This window comes from Natronoarchaeum sp. GCM10025321 (genome assembly GCF_042663585.1).
Classification (GTDB): Archaea; Halobacteriota; Halobacteria; order Halobacteriales; family Natronoarchaeaceae; genus Natranaeroarchaeum.
Genome location: NZ_JBHTAN010000006.1, coordinates 910,457 through 926,821, shown reverse-complemented (window position 1 = coordinate 926,821; position 16,365 = coordinate 910,457). Strand labels below are relative to the sequence as shown.

The 16,365-nt window shown below is 62.8% G+C and carries 18 protein-coding genes; 8 read left to right on the top strand and 10 right to left on the bottom strand.

The genetic code is table 11. From position 1 onward, the window contains the following. Entirely contained in the window at positions 1–1,431 is a 1,431-nt protein-coding gene (locus ACFQL3_RS07560; RefSeq protein ID WP_377052891.1) for an APC family permease, read from the bottom strand. A 162-nt stretch (positions 1,432–1,593) separates the two neighbouring features. Between ACFQL3_RS07560 and ACFQL3_RS07555 the strand changes: the two genes are divergently transcribed. Together ACFQL3_RS07555 and ACFQL3_RS07550 are read left to right on the top strand one after the other, a co-directional pair. Next, positions 1,594–2,070, top strand: a complete 477-nt coding sequence (locus ACFQL3_RS07555) for a ferritin-like domain-containing protein (protein ID WP_377052889.1) — start codon at positions 1,594–1,596, stop codon at positions 2,068–2,070. A 55-nt stretch (positions 2,071–2,125) separates the two neighbouring features. Beyond that, on the top strand, positions 2,126–2,560 hold the full coding sequence (locus tag ACFQL3_RS07550; RefSeq protein WP_377052887.1) for a metal-dependent transcriptional regulator: 435 nt from the start codon (positions 2,126–2,128) through the stop codon (positions 2,558–2,560). Here the strand turns inward: ACFQL3_RS07550 and ACFQL3_RS07545 are convergent. Genes ACFQL3_RS07545 through ACFQL3_RS07535 form a run of 3 tightly spaced genes read right to left on the bottom strand, consistent with a single transcriptional unit; the run spans position 2,557 to position 4,240 of the window. Continuing rightward, on the bottom strand, positions 2,557–2,787 hold the full coding sequence (locus ACFQL3_RS07545) for an H/ACA ribonucleoprotein complex subunit GAR1 (protein ID WP_377052885.1): 231 nt from the start codon (positions 2,785–2,787) through the stop codon (positions 2,557–2,559). The genes ACFQL3_RS07550 and ACFQL3_RS07545 overlap by 4 nt on opposite strands. Next, positions 2,787–3,065 carry a signal recognition particle subunit SRP19 gene (gene srp19, locus ACFQL3_RS07540; protein WP_377052883.1) on the bottom strand — a complete coding sequence of 93 codons (279 nt, stop codon included), beginning with the start codon at positions 3,063–3,065 and terminating at the stop codon, positions 2,787–2,789. Before srp19 ends, ACFQL3_RS07545 begins: the two co-directional genes overlap by 1 nt. 50 nt (positions 3,066–3,115) lie before the next feature. Further along, positions 3,116–4,240: a PGF-CTERM-anchored ABC transporter substrate-binding protein gene (locus tag ACFQL3_RS07535; RefSeq protein ID WP_377052881.1), complete on the bottom strand. Its 1,125-nt coding sequence runs from the start codon at positions 4,238–4,240 to the stop codon at positions 3,116–3,118. Positions 4,241–4,380: 140 nt separating this feature from the next. Between ACFQL3_RS07535 and btuC the strand changes: the two genes are divergently transcribed. From btuC to ACFQL3_RS07520, 3 genes are all read left to right on the top strand, one after another. Continuing rightward, a complete protein-coding gene (gene btuC, locus ACFQL3_RS07530) occupies positions 4,381–5,475 on the top strand; it encodes a vitamin B12 ABC transporter permease BtuC (RefSeq protein WP_377057056.1) in 1,095 nt (364 codons plus the stop codon). Then, positions 5,472–6,779, top strand: a complete 1,308-nt coding sequence (locus ACFQL3_RS07525) for a heme ABC transporter ATP-binding protein (RefSeq protein WP_377052879.1) — start codon at positions 5,472–5,474, stop codon at positions 6,777–6,779. The genes btuC and ACFQL3_RS07525 overlap by 4 nt, the downstream gene beginning before the upstream one ends. Before the next feature lie 276 nt (positions 6,780–7,055). Then, positions 7,056–8,042: a transcription initiation factor IIB gene (locus ACFQL3_RS07520; protein WP_377052877.1), complete on the top strand. Its 987-nt coding sequence runs from the start codon at positions 7,056–7,058 to the stop codon at positions 8,040–8,042. 73 nt (positions 8,043–8,115) lie between these two features. Here ACFQL3_RS07520 and ACFQL3_RS07515 read toward each other — a convergent pair whose 3' ends face one another. Further along, complete coding sequence (locus tag ACFQL3_RS07515; RefSeq protein ID WP_377052875.1) at positions 8,116–8,586, bottom strand: TIGR04206 family protein; 471 nt, start codon at positions 8,584–8,586, stop codon at positions 8,116–8,118. Positions 8,587–8,593: 7 nt separating this feature from the next. Next, positions 8,594–9,706 (bottom strand): OBG GTPase family GTP-binding protein, encoded by a 1,113-nt coding sequence (locus tag ACFQL3_RS07510; RefSeq protein ID WP_377052873.1) that lies wholly within the window; start codon positions 9,704–9,706, stop codon positions 8,594–8,596. Between the two features lie 161 nt (positions 9,707–9,867). Between ACFQL3_RS07510 and ACFQL3_RS07505 the strand changes: the two genes are divergently transcribed. Further along, positions 9,868–10,467, top strand: coding sequence for a metal-dependent hydrolase (locus ACFQL3_RS07505; RefSeq protein WP_377052871.1), 600 nt, complete (start codon positions 9,868–9,870; stop codon positions 10,465–10,467). A gap of 8 nt (positions 10,468–10,475) precedes the next feature. On the opposite strand, the gene ACFQL3_RS07500 is transcribed toward ACFQL3_RS07505, so the two are convergent. Then, complete coding sequence (locus tag ACFQL3_RS07500) at positions 10,476–11,147, bottom strand: HAD-IIB family hydrolase (protein ID WP_377052869.1); 672 nt, start codon at positions 11,145–11,147, stop codon at positions 10,476–10,478. Between the two features lie 114 nt (positions 11,148–11,261). Between ACFQL3_RS07500 and ACFQL3_RS07495 the strand changes: the two genes are divergently transcribed. Continuing rightward, positions 11,262–12,032 (top strand): creatininase family protein, encoded by a 771-nt coding sequence (locus ACFQL3_RS07495; RefSeq protein WP_377052867.1) that lies wholly within the window; start codon positions 11,262–11,264, stop codon positions 12,030–12,032. 25 nt (positions 12,033–12,057) lie between these two features. Here the strand turns inward: ACFQL3_RS07495 and ACFQL3_RS07490 are convergent, their stop codons facing one another. Further along, a complete protein-coding gene (locus tag ACFQL3_RS07490) occupies positions 12,058–12,855 on the bottom strand; it encodes an ABC transporter permease (protein WP_377057054.1) in 798 nt (265 codons plus the stop codon). Then, positions 12,855–13,889 carry an ABC transporter ATP-binding protein gene (locus ACFQL3_RS07485; RefSeq protein ID WP_377052865.1) on the bottom strand — a complete coding sequence of 345 codons (1,035 nt, stop codon included), beginning with the start codon at positions 13,887–13,889 and terminating at the stop codon, positions 12,855–12,857. The genes ACFQL3_RS07490 and ACFQL3_RS07485 overlap by 1 nt, the downstream gene beginning before the upstream one ends. Before the next feature lie 190 nt (positions 13,890–14,079). Between ACFQL3_RS07485 and ACFQL3_RS07480 the strand changes: the two genes are divergently transcribed. Next, positions 14,080–15,708 (top strand): histidine kinase N-terminal 7TM domain-containing protein, encoded by a 1,629-nt coding sequence (locus ACFQL3_RS07480; protein ID WP_377052863.1) that lies wholly within the window; start codon positions 14,080–14,082, stop codon positions 15,706–15,708. Here ACFQL3_RS07480 and ACFQL3_RS07475 read toward each other — a convergent pair. After that, positions 15,693–16,361, bottom strand: a complete 669-nt coding sequence (locus tag ACFQL3_RS07475; protein WP_377052861.1) for an O-methyltransferase — start codon at positions 16,359–16,361, stop codon at positions 15,693–15,695. The two genes, ACFQL3_RS07480 and ACFQL3_RS07475, sit on opposite strands and share 16 nt — an antisense overlap. Positions 16,362–16,365: the final 4 nt, after the last annotated feature.

Sequence of the window (16,365 nt, the reverse complement as noted above, 5' to 3'; positions counted from 1 at the left end):
TCAGAGGATCCCTTTGAGTCGCACTTCCCGAGCGTAGTACCGATGCCATACCACTGCGAGCAACATGATGATTGTCCCGACGATGATCGACCACTGTTGCATGAAGACGATCAGTCCGAAACTCGCTCCTGCCCCGACCACCGGGAGGACGGGGTAGCCCGGCATCCGGTAGTCCGGATCGTACCAGTCCGGCGGGTTTCGTCTGAGGACAATGAGGGCGATACAGATCAGCCCGTACATGACGAGATGGAGGAAGGAAGCGACCTCGGCGAGCAGTTCTACCTGCCCGGTTGCGGTCAGTACCACGATTGGGCCCCCAGCAAGCGCGAGTGCGATGTGCGGCGTCCCGTATCGGAGGTTGATCTCGCTGGCCTTCGCAGGAAGCAGGGCGTCCTTGCTCAGCGCGTAAATCGCCCGTGAGGAACTGAGAATCGACGCGTTAGCGCTCGAAAAAGTCGCGAGCAACCCCGCGACCAGGATAGCGACTGCGCCGCCCGTACCGAAGAACTCGCGACCGACTTCCACCATCGCAGTCTCGCTGAACCCCTCCAGCGCGTCGCTCCCAAGCGCACTCGTCGCGACGAAGATTGTGGCGACGTAAAAGACCGTCACGACGATCACGGAGCCAACCATCGCAAGCGGGAGGTTCCTGTCCGGGGATTTGATCTCACCGGCGACGGTGGCGATCTGTGCAAAGCCGAGATACGATGTAAAGACGAGCGCCGCGGTCGTCAGGATGGCGAACTGGCCCTCGGCCGCGAACGTCTCGGGCACCGTTCCACCACCGAAGACGCCGACTGCATTGAGCGATCCGTAGGTCAGAAAGATCGACAGGATCAGCAGGAGAAAGCCGACGATGAGGTTCTGTAGTTTGGCCGCGTTTTCGGTCCCCGTGGCGCTGAAGACCGTCAGGATCGCCCCGAATACGACGCCGAGCACGACGCTTGACCCACCCGGTAGCGTGATCCCGATCTCCGCCATTGCCGCCCCGGCGTACTCGCCGAAGCCGACGAGGTAGAACGCCGACGCGAACACCAGTCCAAGCCAGAGGCTGATGCCGACGACCGCCCCGTAGACCGATCCGAGGCCGCGGGAGATGAAGTAGTAGCCGCCGCCGCTTCTGGGCATCGCCGTCGCGAGTTCGGAGGCCGGTAACGCGACTAGCAGTGCAACGAAGCCGCCGATGGCGAACGACAGCGCGGCGGCGGGCCCGGCCTCTCCCGCCGCAATACCGGGGAAGACGAATATCCCCGCGCCGATCATCGTCCCGATACCGATCGCGAGGCCGCCGACGAGGCCGATGGTCCGTTCGAGTTCGGTGTCGTCTTCGACGGTTACCTCGTCGGTCGTCTCGACGGCATCGACAGGCGGTGCTTCTCCGTCCGGGGGGTCGACGGAGCGTCCGTCAACCCTGTCGACGGTGTTGTCCATGCATAGGAAGGTTCGGTTAGAATTATAAAGATCTAGTTGTGGCCGGACTGCTCACGCGCTCGCAAGCGTGCCCGAACCGGCCCGGAGGGAACCGCTTAAGGGTCCCGCTCCCGGACGACTGATTATGACAGTCCGCATCGACCCCCGAGAGGTGGCAGTACGGTGAGCGTCGGCGAATCGCTGGGAACGGACCACCAACTTGCACGGATGCTCCAGATCGGGATCGTTCTCGAAGAAGTCGTCGAAGCCAGAGCCTCGAAACACGTCGAAACGGTCGCTGGGGAGACGAAGATCGAGCAGTACATGGAATCGGCCGCGGAAGAATCCGCCCGGCACCGGGACCGTCTGGAGGGATTGATCGCGGATCTAGACGCCGAGACCGTCCCCTTCGAACAGATCGAAACGCTCGTCGAGGCGACCTACGAGGCCGACGATAAGTTCGATGACGTCCTGTACGACCAGCTCTGTAACGAGGAAACCGCCTACAAGTTCTACGACGACCTGATCGAGGCTATCGAGTGTAGTCAGACGGAGTACAGCATCGAGCGCGAGCGCGTGCTGGCGACCCTCCGGGAGATCCGTTCGGAGGAAGAGGAGGGTGTAGAAGAAGTGACGCGAATTATGGAGGACCACGAATGAACACCGAAACGACTGCGTCGTTTCTAGCTCGGGGCGATCTGCAGGGTGATTTCGCATGAACACCGCTGACCAGTACCTAAAAGCGATCTATCTCGCACAGATGATCGACGAGGGCCCGGCATCTACCGGCCAGCTAGCGGAGATGCTCGACGTTAGCCCGGCAAGCGTCAACGAGATGGTCGGGAAGCTAGAGGACCGGGGGCTAGCCGACCACGAGAAGTACAAGGGCGCGCGCCTGACGGACGAAGGGATCGGCCGCGCCCGCGATGCGATCCAGACGTACTGTATCATCGAGCGGTTCCTCGCGAACGTACTCGAAGTGAAAAACTACCGTGAGGAAGCGCGAGCGCTGGAGAGCGTCATCGACGACACGGTTGCGGAACGACTCGATACGATCATCGACCGCCGCCCGGAGTGTCCGGACTGTTTCGACCCCGAAGCCGACCAGTGTGACTGTCTGGTCGTCGAGATGGAAGGAAAGGCCGACTAGGACTTGACGTATAGCTTCTCGCCGAGCAGTGTCGCGAGGTTCACGTCGTCGTCGGTGGTGACAGCCACGTAGGGCGTTTCGACGGGCCCGAACACGTCGACGACCCGTCCGATCGTTTCGAGAGACTCGTCGATGACCATGTTGCCGATTGCAGGGTCGTAATCGCCGGACACACGGGCGATCGCAAGGCCCTGTGCCGTCCGGTCGACAGTGCCAAGCCGCTGCATCAGTCCCGCATCGTCGAGACGTACGCCGCGACGGCCTGGACGACGTCGTTTTTCGAGTCCTCGCTGTCCTTTACCAGTACGCGGCCCCGTGGCGTGTAGTGGTTCCGGGGATACGCCACGTCGCGTTCTATCTTGGCATCGTAGCCGACCTGCTGGACGGCCTGTGCAATCTCGTCGACGGTGGGTTCTTCGACCGCTAGCTCCTGCGGGACGCGCCGTCCCTGCGAGCGCGATAGCTCGGCATCGAGATAGGCGGGCCAGATGACGTTCTCGACCATACTCGACAGTGTGCGGTCGGCACCTAAAAAGGTCGTTTTCTCGAACGGCGTTATCGGCGTCGGAGCGCAACAACGGTCAGCAGGGCGGCGAGGGCGGCAGCGATCCCGAAGCCAGGGACCGGATCCGTGGCTTCGTCGTCGTTCGCGCCGCCGTCATTCGTTTCGTCGTCGGTCGACTCCTCGTCGGCGTTCGTCTCGTCTGCGGTTTCGTCATCAGTGCTCTCCTCATCGGTACTTTCGTCGTCAGCCGACTCGCCGTTTTCAGTCTCTGGGTAGAGCGCCTCGTTGATCGCGCTCACGGCGTAGACGACGCGCGGTGCTGGCTGCTGGATGTGTTCTTCGGTCACATTGACGATGTTGTCCTCCTCCATTGCGGTGCTGGACTCGATGCCCTCCCCCTCCGGCAGTGGATAGCCCTCGGTCACGACGAGCCACTCGGGGTTCTGCTCGACGAGTTGTTCCTGTGACATCTGTCCCCAGCCGTCGATCCCGGCTTCAGCGGCGACGTTCTGTCCGCCCGCAGTCGTGAGAACGTCGTTCTGGAACGTGTTCTGGCCGGGCGTCGTCTCGAAGAACTCGAAGTAGACTGCCGGCTGCTCGCCCTCGATCCGGTCCTCGACCGCCGAAAGCTCCTCGTCCATCCACGAGACCGTCTCCTCGGCACCCTCGCACTCGCCGACTAGCTGGCCGATCAGGCGGGTCTTGTCTCGGACGTCGTCGATCGACGAGGCCGACTCGAACTGATACACCGTCAGATCCCCTTCGGACCGGAGCTGTTCGACCGTTTCCGGCGGAATCGTGTTCGGTGCGAGCACGAGGTCGGGATCGAGATCGATCACGGTCTCGACGGACGTGAACCCGTCTTCGGCCGAGATAGCGGTGCGGTTCTCGGCACCGTCGAGGTAGCTGGCGTACTGCGAGACGCCAGTCACTTTGTTCTCAGCGCCGATCTCCCACATCGTCTGGGCGGCCGACGGATTCAGCGTCACGACTTCTTCCGGTTCTTCAGCGAGCGTTACCTCCGCTCCACCGGCGTCCTCGAAGGTGGCGGGGAACTCGCATTGGGCGTCCTGTGCCGTCGATTCCGCCGTTGCCACGCCGGGGGCGATACCGCCGGCAACACCGGCCATAACGACCAGCAGTGCAACGAACAACCGCAGTCCAGTTCGTGTCATCAAATGAACGATGCAGAGTAATCAATAAATATTTGTCTAATGAAAGCGCAGTTGCATACAACGTGGGCACAGCAACCGACTCGGCTGGTGAGTCCGGCGACTCCTCGCCAGCGGAGCAGACGGTTGCGAACGCCCCTCGACTGACGCGGACCCTCGCGTGGACGGCAGGGCTGGTGGCCCTTCTGTTCGGTACTGTCGTCGTCAGCGCGACCATCGGGCCGGTCGAAATCGCCGCACTCGATGTCGTGCGTGCAGTTCTCGACGAACTCGTCGTGCCGGTGGGTGCGACGGTCGACGCCGGGAGCGTGACGATCGGGCCGTTCGGGTCGGTGCCGTACCCGGCCCCCACGGTGGAGTATCGGCCGCTGTTCGGACTCGACGTCGCCGATACGACCCGAACGATCGTGGTCAACATCCGATTGCCGCGGATCCTGCTGGGGGCAATCGTCGGGTTCGCGCTCGCGAGTGCGGGCACCGTGATGCAGGGCTTTTTCCGGAATCCGCTCGCCGATCCGTCGATCATCGGCGTCTCGTCGGGCGCGGCAGTCGGGGCCGTCGCGACTATCACGATTCCCGGCCTCGCAGTAGTGGATCTCAGGCTTGCCGCGTTCGTCGGCGCGCTGGTCACTGCCTTCGGCGTCTACGCCATGGCGACCGAGGGCGGCCGGACGCCGGTCGCCACGCTCCTGCTAGCCGGGGTCGCCGTCCAGACGTTTCTGGGGGCGGTTATCTCGTACCTGCTCCTCCAGGCCGGTGACAGTCTTGAGGAGGCCGTCTACTGGTTGATGGGCCATCTCCACTACAGCACGTGGGATCACGTCGTCTTCGCGCTCCCGGTCGCCCTCGTCGGGTTCGCCCTGTTGGCAGTCTACACGCGCGATCTGAACGTCCTCTTGCTCGGCGAGGAAGACGCCCACCACCTCGGAATCGAAGTCGAGCGCACCAAACGGATCCTGCTCGCCGTGTCGAGTCTGATCACTGCGGCCGCAGTTGCAGTCTCGGGGGTCATCGGCTTCGTCGGACTGGTCGTCCCCCACATCATGCGCCTGCTCGTCGGGCCGGATCACCGGATCTTGCTACCGACGAGCGCGGTTGCCGGCGCGGCGTTTCTGGTCGCCGCCGACACTCTCGCGCGATCCGGCGCGGCCGAGTTACCGGTCGGCATCGTGACCGCCGCCATCGGTGCACCTTTCTTCCTCTTCCTGTTGCTCCGTCGGGAGGTGCATGGACTGTGACCCGTGGCAGCATCGAGGTCGAGGAGGTGTCGGTGTCGTTCGAGGACGTGCCGGTGCTCTCCGAGGTCTCTGCACGGGCGGAATCGGGACAACTGGTCGGTCTCGTCGGCCCGAACGGGTCGGGGAAGACGACCCTGCTCCGAACGATCAGCGGCGCGCTCACGCCCGACTCGGGGGAGGTCCGCGTCGACGGCGACGACGTCCATGCGCTCTCCTCGAAGGCGGCGAGCCAGCGCGTCGCGGTCGTCCCACAGGACACCTCGATCTCGTTTTCCTTCGACGTCCGCCAGATCGTCGGGATGGGGCGGACTGCCCACCGGGGCCGGTTCGAGGCGACGACCGAGGCGGATCATGCGGCGGTCGAGGCGGCGCTGGAACGGACTGCAACAGAACAGTTCGCCGAGCGCTCTATCGACGCGATCAGCGGCGGCGAGCGCCAGCGAGTGCTCCTCGCGCGGGCTATCGCACAGGAGACGCCGGCGCTGTTGCTCGACGAACCGACAGCCAGCCTCGACGTGAACCATCAGATAGAGACGCTACAACTGGTCCGCTCGCTGGTCGACGACGGCACCGCCGCGGTCGCCGCCATCCACGACCTCGACCTGGCGGCACGCTACTGTGACTCGCTGGTCCTGCTCTCTGAGGGCGAGGTCGTTGCAACCGGTTCGCCGGAGTCCGTCCTGACGGAGTCGACTATCTCCACGACGTTCGACGTGCGGTCGGTCGTCGGAACGGAGCCAGTGACCGGCACGGCGTCGGTACGAGCGCTCGAGGACCGGGACCCGCCGAGAGGCCGGCGTGTGCACGTTCTCGGGAGCGGGACCGACGCCTCACGGGTAATCGCGGCCCTCGACGGGGCTGGCTTCGATCTATCGCTCGGACCGGTGCCAGCCGGCGATACGGCCGTCTCGGCCGCCCGCAGTCTCGGGAGCGAAACCGTCGTGACGCCGCCCCTCTCGACCCCGAGCGCCGAAGAGCTACAGACCGCGACGGAGCGTGCGCGCACGGCCAGTGCGGCCGTCCTCGTCACTGGTGAGCACGGCGTCGACCCTACAGTCGTCCGGAACGTTCTGGAAGATGCCGAACCGCTTGTGATCGTCCAGGCCGAACCCAGCGAGGAACCGAGGTCGGAGGAACTCGAGGACCAGGATGTTCGGACGACTGGACCGGAGAGTGTCGTCGACGCGGTGACGGCGGTCCTGGCGGACGCCGATGCGTCCGAGATAGCCCCGTCAGACCCAGAGTACGACGACCCAAGCCCTGACCAGACGGACGCGAACGTCCCCCGATCCGGAGAGCAGTGAGTGAGAGCGGAACGGCAACATACGAGATTGTAAGGAAATGACAATACCGTCTAACACGGAACAGGGGAGGTGACCGAATCGTGTGGCGGTGAATCGGGGACGCTGGAGTCCGGGCGAGTGTGAGGGATAATTATATATACTGCACTAACGTTATGTTCGTAACATTTATAAGGCTTTCCCCCGTACGTATAGATAGGAGAACGGATTCCCGGTATTTCTTAGGGATACTCCCGACCGGCAGCCCCGGCCCTCCAACCGCAATCCACGGAGACAACCATGACTGATACACGAGTACAATACAACGAAGATACGAGCGTAACGACAGAGGAGACTGAGCGACCGACCGAGAAAGCGAGCGAGACGGAGGATATCTGTCCCGAGTGTGGCGGTGACGTCCTGAGTGACGAAGAGCACGGCGAGATGGTCTGTGAAGAGTGCGGACTCGTCATCGAGGAAGACAGCATCGACCGCGGCCCGGAGTGGCGCGCGTTCGATTCGGCCGAGAAGGACCAGAAGTCGCGCGTCGGCGCACCGACGACGAAGATGATGCACGACGACGGCCTCTCGACGAACATCGGCTGGCAGAACAAGGATGCCTACGGCAACCAGCTGAGCTCGAACCAGCGCGAGAAGATGCAGCGGCTCCGCACCTGGAACGAGCGGTTCCGCACCCGTGACAGCAAAGAGCGCAACCTCAAGCAGGCGCTCGGCGAGATCGACCGGATGGCCAGCGCACTCGGCCTCCCGGAGGACGTCCGCGAGACGGCCAGCGTCATCTACCGTCGCGCACTCGACGAGGACCTCCTGCCAGGGCGTTCGATCGAAGGCGTCGCCACGGCCGCGCTATACGCCGCAGCACGCCAGACCGGCACGCCACGCAGCATCGACGAGGTCGCCGTCGTCAGCCGGATCGACGAGATGGAGTTCAAACGCACCTACCGCTACATCGTGCGCGAACTCAACCTCGAGATCCAGCCTGCCGACCCCGAGCAGTACGTCGGCCGGTTCGCCAGCGAACTCGGCATCTCGGACGAAGCCGAGCACCGCGCTCGCGAACTGCTACAGAACGCCAAAGAGCAGAGCATCCACAGCGGCAAGAGTCCCGTCGGCCTCGCGGCCGCCGCCGTCTACGCGGCACCGCTGCTCTGCAACGAATCGGTCACCCAGTCGGAGGTTAGCGAGGTCACCGACATCTCGGAAGTGACGATCCGCAACCGCTACAAGGAGCTACTCGAAGCCGACGGTCAGGAGCAGTTCGCCTGAGAACGGGTAGTCTCCGTGGAGCGGTTTTTGCGGTCGGACGCGGTTCTTTTCGTACCGGACTCGAAGGTAGTAGCTACTGCTGTTCTCTGTCTCTACTGACTAGCTGCTCCGGCGTCAGTACGTCCGCGTAGAACCACCAGCAGACGACAAGCACTGCCGGAATGAAGAGCGGAACCACGGTCGCCCTCGGATTGTTGAAGCCGACCGTGTATCTGAGTATCGAGAGCGCGGCGAGCACCAGTAGTCCCGCCGTGACGCGCCGATCCTCGGTCGCCATTACTGCCCCGCTCGACGCGCTGGTGAGCGCACAGAGGTACAGCACTGTCGCGACCGGCCACGCCTGCAGGTGCCGTGGGAGGGAGCGCAGGCCGAGCGTGTACTCGAACAGGTACTTCCACATGGTAACGACGTTCCAGTTGTAGCTGTTGATCCAGCCCCACGAGAACACCATATCGAACTGGCCCGGAAAGCGCACGACTACCCACGGTGCAACGCCGAGCAGTAGAACAGCGACGAGACGCCTGACCGGAGGTCGGAGATCCATCCGACGCTCACTTCCGCGTGATAAGTCGGAGGACGTCCTCGTCGGCGAGTTCGTGGTCGAGGCCGACCTGCTGGCCGTCGTGTTTCGCGCTCTCGCCGGAGACGCGGGCGAAGCGGAACCGTTTCTGGAGCTCACCACCGAGCTTTTTTGTCGCGTCCTCGACCGTGCTTCCCTGATCGACCATGAGCGGTTCCTCGTAGTCGATGCCGCGACCGGGTTTGTCCATGTAGATCCGTATCAGGCCCAGTTCCTCCCAGATCCGTTCTTTGAACGAGTCGAGTCCCTTGTCTTTTTCGGCGCTAATGAAGATGACTTCCTCGGGATCGAGGTCGTGATCACGGAGGTCGTTTTTGACCGTGTCGATATAGCTCGGATCGATCAGATCGGTCTTGTTGACCGTCACGATAGACGGCAGATAGACGCGGTTGTCTTGGATTCCGTCGATCAATCGGTCGATGTCGACTTTCTCGTTGAGCGTGATGTCGGCGTTGATGAACTCGTGGCTTCGCAGTACCTCCTTGATCGTCTGCTCGTCCAGATCCTGTTCGACGCTGGAGGTGACTCTCAGCCCCCCTTTTCCTTTCCGTCGGATCGAGATGCGGGGAGGCTCTTCATCGACCCGAATCTTGTTGTGGTAGAGCTCCTCGCAGAGACGGTCGTACTGCTCTATCTCGAACGCAGAAAGCATGAACACGATGAGGTCGGCGGCGCGCACGACCGAAAGCACCTCCTGGCCACCACCGCGACCGCTGGCCGCGCCCTCGATCAGCCCCGGCACGTCGAGCAGTTGGATGTTCGCACCGTTGAGCTCCAGCATGCCCGGGTTGACGTCGAGCGTCGTGAACTCGTAGGAGCCGACTTCGCTGTCGGCGTTGGTCAGCGCGTTCACGAGCGTGGACTTGCCGACGCTCGGGAAGCCCACGAGGGCGACCGTCGCGTCGCCGTGTTTTTCGACGTGATAGCCACCGCCCCCACCCGAGGACTGCTGACGGACCTCCAGTTTCTCCTTCTTTTCCGCGAGCTTGGATTTGAGCCGACCGATATGCTGTTCGGTCGACTTGTTGTAGGGCGTACTCGTAATCTCCTCGCGGAGTTCTTCGATTTCCTCTTCAAGCCCCATTACACTGGGCTTGGAGACTGCTTGCCGAAAACCCTTCCCTTCGTGTCGCGTGAGTGGGGTACGACAGTCGGTATCAATGCACTCCCGAAAGCGCATCCTACTCCGAGTTTCGGTGCAAAGCCGGAACATAACTAATCGTATCGGACGCCCAGACGATACCGATGTGGCCATGGGAACACGCTGCCGTCGCATATCTGGTCTATTCGCTGTTCAGTCACGCGTACTATCGTGAGTCGCCGGGCGCGCTCGCCGCTCTCACCGTCGTCTTCGCGTCGGTGCTGCCGGATCTGATCGATAAGCCGCTTGCCTACCAGTACGGCATGTTCGACACCGGCTATGCACTCGGACACTCGGTCTTCGTCGGCATCCCGTTCGCCATCCTCGTGGGCATCGTGGCGCACCGGATCGGTCGACCACGGGTCGGACTGGCGTTCGGCGTCGGCTATCTCCTCCATCCGCTGGGCGATTCCGTCCCTCACTACCTGCGCGGAACCGAACGGTTCGAGGTGCTGTTCTGGCCGTTTGCGGAGCCTGCCGGAACGGGGGGCACCGACGGGTTGGTCGATCTCACGCTGACGTACTTCGTCGAGTACTGGGCCACGTTGACGGCGAGTGACCCACCGACGTACCTGCTGGTCCAGAGCGGGGTACTTGCGTTCACAGCAATCCTCTGGCTCTACGACGGCGCGCCGGTGCTCAGAGAGAGTCTTATCGCGACCTACGGGGCAGTCGACACCGCCGTCGGATCACCACCGCGCTAACCGGATCGTCACCGAAGTTCGTCGAGGAGTTCTATCGTGCCGGCGGCGTGGACGCCGTCAGTTACGTGATCCGCGGCCTCGCGCGCGGCGGCGTCGGCGTTCGCGACGGCGTAGCTCTCGCCCGCGACGCCGAACGTCGAGACGTCGTTTTCCGAATCGCCGATCGCGACGAAGTCAGACGGCTGTCGATCGAGCAGTGTGGCGATGCTCTCGAGGCCGTCGCCCTTGCTGATCGAGGCGTCCTTGACGTGGAACGCATAGCCCGTATCGACGACTTCCAGCCCCGTCTCGGCGGCGACCTCGCGCAGGACCTCTTCGGGAACTGTTAGCCGCGCGGCGATCTCGGTCTCGCGCCAGCGGTTCACCAGGTCCGGGCCGTCCCAGCCAAGGTCGTGGCCGTGCTCGCGGAACGCCTCGGCCACCGCGTCGGCTGCTTCCCGGTCACCGTTTACGGCCAACGCCTCGTCCGCGTAGACGATCCCGCCGTTCTCCGCGATTACACGCTCTTCGATGCCGAGAAACTGGCAGAGTGCAACCGGAAACGGGAACGCCTTGCCGGTCGCGACGACGACCGGTTCGGGCCAGGCCCGCAATGGCTCGAACACGCGGGGATCAATCCCCGGTTCGCCGTCTGCTCGGGTTAGCGTCCCGTCAATATCCAGTACGAGGGGTGCGGTCATAGGGGTACTACGGACCGACCCGTTCTAATGCGTTTTGAGATACCCGCGACGTAGGACGAGAGGTCCACTCACGACTGTCGGAGTTCCTTTGTACGTCTCGCCTCTGGTACGAGTATGCAACTCGCCGAACACAGTTGGCCGGAGATCGAAGCCTACTGCAGAGAGGACTCTCTGGCTGTCGTCCCGCTCGGCTCGACCGAACAGCACGGCCCGCATCTCCCCGAGGGCACCGACCACATGATCGCGGAGGCGCTGGCACGCAAGGCGACGGAGCGTACCGGGTATCTCTGCACCCCGCCGATCACCGTCGGCGTCTCCTCGCATCATCGCCAGTTCCACGGAACGATGTCGGTCGATCCGCCCGCGTTCCGGGACTACGTCGAGAGCCTCTCCCGGAGCCTCACCGAGCACGGAATCGACCGAATCGTCTACGTCAACGCTCACGGCGGCAACATCAACCACCTCCGCGAGGTCGGCCGCAGACTCCGCGAAGACGATACCGCCTACGCCATCGAGTGGATGTGGAACGAGAGCATCCCCGACCTGGTCGACGACCTCTTCGAGCACAACGGGCCACACGGCGGGCCCAAGGAAACAGCGATGATCCAGCACATCGCCCCCGACCTCGTCCGGGAGGAGCGCATCGACGACGCGGCGCAGGGCGGTGCTACCAGAATGGACGAACAGGAGTTACGACACCACGGCGCACGCACCTTCTACGACGCCATCGACAACACCGAAAACGGCGTCCTCGGCGATCAGCGCGACGCGACTGCGGAGAAAGGTGAAGTGATGTTCGATGCCGCAGTCGAGCAGTTGGTGGCATTGCTCGATTGGCTCGACGACAAGCCCTACGAGGCGCTCGCGGCGAAACCACACGTCTAGGTCTGCGGGGCCGCGCCGACGGTGATCAGTCTGTCAGTCCGTAGCCCTCCCGGAACAGCACGATATCGACCAGCAGGACGGCTATCGTCAGTCCGCCGAGGACGGCAATCGAGATCCGTGGCTCGACGTCCGAGTAGCCGAGGAAGCCGAAACGGACGCCGTCGACCATGTAGACCATTGGATTCAGCAGCGAGACCGTCTGCCAGAGCGGCGAGAGCGTCTCTAGCGAGTAAAACACCGCGCCGAAAAACACCAGCGGGCGGACGATAAACTGGTTCATTACGGTCAGGTGGTCGAAATCCTCCGAAAGGAGGCCCCCGATGACGCCGAAGGCAGCGAACAGCACGGAGATGATGAGCATAAACGCAAGCAGATAGATCGGCTGCTCGACGCCGATTGTGGCGAAGTCACTGCTGATGACCGTGAAGAGGACGCCGATGACGGCGATGAGGGCACCGACGAGCAGCCCTCGCAACGCGCTCGCCGCGACGTATGCGCCGACCATCTGTGAGTACGAGAGCGGCGAGGTAAGCGTCTCGTGAATGTACTCGTTCCACCGCCCGTGGAAGATAGAAAAGGAAGCGTTCTCGAAGGCGTTCGATATCGTCCCGAGCACGACGAGGCCCGGAATGATGAACACGATGTAATCGAAGCCCTGAATCTGATCGATCCGCCCGCCGAGGATGATCCCGAACACAGAGAAGTAGAGGATGTTGGTGATCAGCGGCGGCATAAACGTGTTCGTCGGACGCCGGACGTAGCGCTGGATTTCGCGTTTGAGGAGCGTTCGGACGCCCGTCGGAAGCCCCATCGTGATCCCCATCATGCTTCGATCCCCTCGCGGTCGGAGCGCTCCTCGTTCGTCATCTCGACGAACACTTCTTCGAGCGAGGTTCGCGAGATTTCGATGTCGGTAATCTCGTGGCCCAGCTCTTCGAGCACGTTCAGGACGCCCGGGGCCCGCGCGCCGCCGTCGTCCGCGCGGATCGCTAGCCGGCCATCCTCGACGCTGACCGTCTCCACGCCGTCGAGAGCGGTGAGTCGGTCCTGGCCGTCAATGCCGATACCGTCCGTTGCCGTCCGAGCGCCAGTCGTCTCACTGGCCGCACCGGCGACAGCCGTAGTCGCGGCCTGTGGTGTGCTGACGTCCGCCCGAACCGTGACGTAGATGGTGTCCGTACCGCGGTCCATCAGGTCGCCCGGCGTCGCGACGTCGAGGACGGATCCCTCGTTGACGATGGCGACGCGGTCACAGAGCCGTTCGGCCTCCTCGATGTAGTGGGTCGTGAGCAGGACGGTCGTCCCCTCGTCGTTCAGTTGCTGGATGACCTCCCAGATGTCGTGACGTAACTGGACGTCGACGCCCGCAGTCGGTTCGTCGAGGATCAGGAGGTCGGGATCGGTGACCAGCGCACGCGCCAGCAGGAACCGACGTTTCATTCCGCCCGAAAGCCAGTCGAACCGCTCGTCGCCCTTGTGGGCGATTCCCACCCGTTCGAGCGCATACTCGGCGCGACGCTCCGCTTCGTCCTCCGGGATCCCGTGATAGCCGGCTTTGTGCATCAACACCTCCCGGATCGGGAAGAACCGATCGACGTTGAACTCCTGGGGTGCAAGCCCGATTGCGTTCCGAGCGTCCTGATACTCCTCGACGACGTCGTGGCCGAAGACGTGTGCATCACCACCCGATTTGCGTGCGAGGCCGACGAGGATGTTGATAAACGTCGTCTTGCCCGCCCCGTTTGGGCCGAGAAGGCCAAAGAACTCGCCCTCCTCGACACGGAGCGAGAGTTCGTCTAACGCTCGCAGATCGCCGTACTCTTTGAGAAGATCCTGCGTCTGGATCGCTGCTGTCATTGGCTAATGAAAGGCCGAGGAGCCGGTTAAGTCGTACGTTCCCCGCCGCGTGAGAGGTGTGAGGTCGACGTTCCCAATCGCGGAGACGATACGCTCGATTCCCAGGACCGAGACTCCCAGAATCCATCCGAGTAAAGAAGGGATTTATCCGATAAGAAAGCAATGGACGAGTCGTCAACCATATCTATCCATGATATTTTCACTCCACTTCGGCGGGTTCGCTGCCGCGGCGATCCTTTGTTTTCTCGCCCTGCTACGGGCCCGCAAAGTGACCGATAGGGATACCCGAATCGGCCTCATGGGGCTGCTCACGACCTCCGGTTGTTGGTCGCTGTCCTACGTCGGCTATTTCGTGTTACCCACGGACGAACTTACCAACATCATCTACGTTCTTGGTCTAACTGTCGGCTTCGCAACCGTCGGCTGGTGGCTGTACTTCTGCTCGGCGTACACCGGTCGGACCTATCATCAAAACCGACAACTGCGTCAACTCGCAGTTGGCGTCTATCTAGCTGTCGTTGGTGTGAAAGTCACGAACCCGATTCACGGCCAGTATTTCACCATGGAGGCCGCGACGGAGCCGTTCGTTCATCTGAATGTCGTCCATCAGCCGTTCCACTGGGTGACGACCGCCGTCTCCTACATGCTCGCCGCAATCGGCCTGTTTATGCTACTGGAGATGTTCGCGGAGTCGGAGTACGACACGAGGCCGCTTACTGGGCTGGCCGCCCTCACCGGGCTTCCGGTCGTGTTCGACCTCGTCGGCTATCAGAGCGATCTGCTGCTCGGGATGATCTACTCGCCGCTCGGCGTCGCCGTCTTCGCTATCGGCGTCCTGTTCGTTCATCAGGACCGGTTCATGGCGATCCAGTTGACCGACGACGTCGACGAAGCGACAGTCTTCCTGGACGACGACGACCGAATTCGAGATTTTAACTACCGTGCAGCCGCACTGTTGCCAGAGCTGAACGACGCCATCGGCGAGTCTATACAGACGGTCCTCCCGGAGATCAGCGAGGGCGATACGATGGAACAGAAGACGCTCGAACGCGAGACGGATGGATCGATGAATTACTATCTCGCGTCGACGACGTCCTTCGAAATCGGGGCGACGCGGATCGGCAAGCTACTGATGTTCACGGACATCACCGAGACCGAGAAGCGACGCCGAGAGCTAAAACGACAGAACAACCAACTGCACGATTTCGCCGAGGCGCTCACCCACGAACTACGGAACAAGCTAACGATCATCGAAGGCCACGTCTCGCTGGCCGGCGACGCGATCACCGACAATCAGATCGGAACCGCAAACGAGTCGCTCAGAGCCGCGTCCGGCTCTGCGAACACGATGACCGGGATCGTCAACGACCTCTCGATCCTGGCGAAACACGGGCAGACGGTTCGGGAGACCAGCCAGGTCGATGTCGGCGACGCGGCAAAGACGGCCAGAGACGAGGTCGAAGCGGATGGGCTCTTGCTCACTATCGAAGGTGATCTTCAGGTGGAGGCCGACGAAGCGAGACTTCGGGCGCTGTGCCGGAGCGCGTACGAGTTCTTCGACCGGAACGGTGCTGACAGCGTCGTCGTCTCGCTGGCGAACGGCGAGATAGCGATGAGCGGTAACGGGGAACCGCCGGCAGTCGCCCAGCTCGACGAGTACTTCGAGTACGGCTCGGCGGTCCCTACCGCGGAAGCAGGAGTCGCACTGCCGAACGTCCGGGCGCTCGCCCGTGTCCATGGCTGGTCGACGTGGATCGACGATGAGTACGCGGAGGGCATCCGGGTCGTGGTCGGCGTTGACGGCTACGCCGAGCGATAGCTCACGGCGATGCCCTCACCCACCGGCATCACCGCAGTCGTGAACTCCGCGGCGTCCTGTGTGGCCCGGAGATACTCCGCGATACCGCGCGTCGCCTCACTGAGGTCGGTGACGTCCTCGCCTTCCTGGATCGCCAGTAGCTTTTCGAACTCTATCGTTCCGGCAGTCATCGCGTTGTCGGCGACGATGACGCCACCGGGTGCGACTTTCTCTCGTATCGCCTCGAACGCCGCGGGATACTGGTCCTTCCGGACGTCGACCAGCACCACGTCGAAGGGGCCGTCGTACCCCTCGATGATCTCGATAGCGTCGCCGTGTTCGTAGGTTGCAAGCGGGTCGAAGCCGCCGCGTTTCATATACTCCCGCGCCATGTCGAGTTCGTCGGCGTCGAACTCGGTCAGAACGATCTCAGCGTCCTCGTCGAGTGCGCGGGCGAACCAGTACGCCGAGTAGCCGTAGCCCGATCCGAACTCGAACACCCGCTCGGCGTCGACCATCCGCGCCAGCAGTTGAAGCCAGCCGCCGACCTCCGGGCCGACGTGTGGAAAGCCGTGTTCGCGGGCGTACTCGTGCATCTCCACCAGCACGTCGTCCGGCTGTGGCCCCGCGGCGCTGACGAACCGTGCTGTCTCGTCCGGGAGGATCTGGGTCATGGCT

Coding starts and splice junctions, on each gene's coding strand:
- ACFQL3_RS07475 (WP_377052861.1), bottom strand. CDS start 16,361: ATGACCCAGATCCTCCCGGACGAGACAGCACGGTTCGTCAGCGCCGCG.
- ACFQL3_RS07535 (WP_377052881.1), bottom strand. CDS start 4,240: ATGACACGAACTGGACTGCGGTTGTTCGTTGCACTGCTGGTCGTTATG.
- ACFQL3_RS07505 (WP_377052871.1), top strand. CDS start 9,868: ATGTGGCCATGGGAACACGCTGCCGTCGCATATCTGGTCTATTCGCTG.
- ACFQL3_RS07545 (WP_377052885.1), bottom strand. CDS start 2,787: ATGCAGCGGCTTGGCACTGTCGACCGGACGGCACAGGGCCTTGCGATC.
- ACFQL3_RS07495 (WP_377052867.1), top strand. CDS start 11,262: ATGCAACTCGCCGAACACAGTTGGCCGGAGATCGAAGCCTACTGCAGA.
- srp19 (WP_377052883.1), bottom strand. CDS start 3,065: ATGGTCGAGAACGTCATCTGGCCCGCCTATCTCGATGCCGAGCTATCG.
- ACFQL3_RS07485 (WP_377052865.1), bottom strand. CDS start 13,889: ATGACAGCAGCGATCCAGACGCAGGATCTTCTCAAAGAGTACGGCGAT.
- ACFQL3_RS07480 (WP_377052863.1), top strand. CDS start 14,080: ATGATATTTTCACTCCACTTCGGCGGGTTCGCTGCCGCGGCGATCCTT.
- ACFQL3_RS07490 (WP_377057054.1), bottom strand. CDS start 12,855: ATGGGGATCACGATGGGGCTTCCGACGGGCGTCCGAACGCTCCTCAAA.
- ACFQL3_RS07550 (WP_377052887.1), top strand. CDS start 2,126: ATGAACACCGCTGACCAGTACCTAAAAGCGATCTATCTCGCACAGATG.
- ACFQL3_RS07560 (WP_377052891.1), bottom strand. CDS start 1,431: ATGGACAACACCGTCGACAGGGTTGACGGACGCTCCGTCGACCCCCCG.
- ACFQL3_RS07500 (WP_377052869.1), bottom strand. CDS start 11,147: ATGACCGCACCCCTCGTACTGGATATTGACGGGACGCTAACCCGAGCA.
- ACFQL3_RS07510 (WP_377052873.1), bottom strand. CDS start 9,706: ATGGGGCTTGAAGAGGAAATCGAAGAACTCCGCGAGGAGATTACGAGT.
- ACFQL3_RS07520 (WP_377052877.1), top strand. CDS start 7,056: ATGACTGATACACGAGTACAATACAACGAAGATACGAGCGTAACGACA.
- ACFQL3_RS07515 (WP_377052875.1), bottom strand. CDS start 8,586: ATGGATCTCCGACCTCCGGTCAGGCGTCTCGTCGCTGTTCTACTGCTC.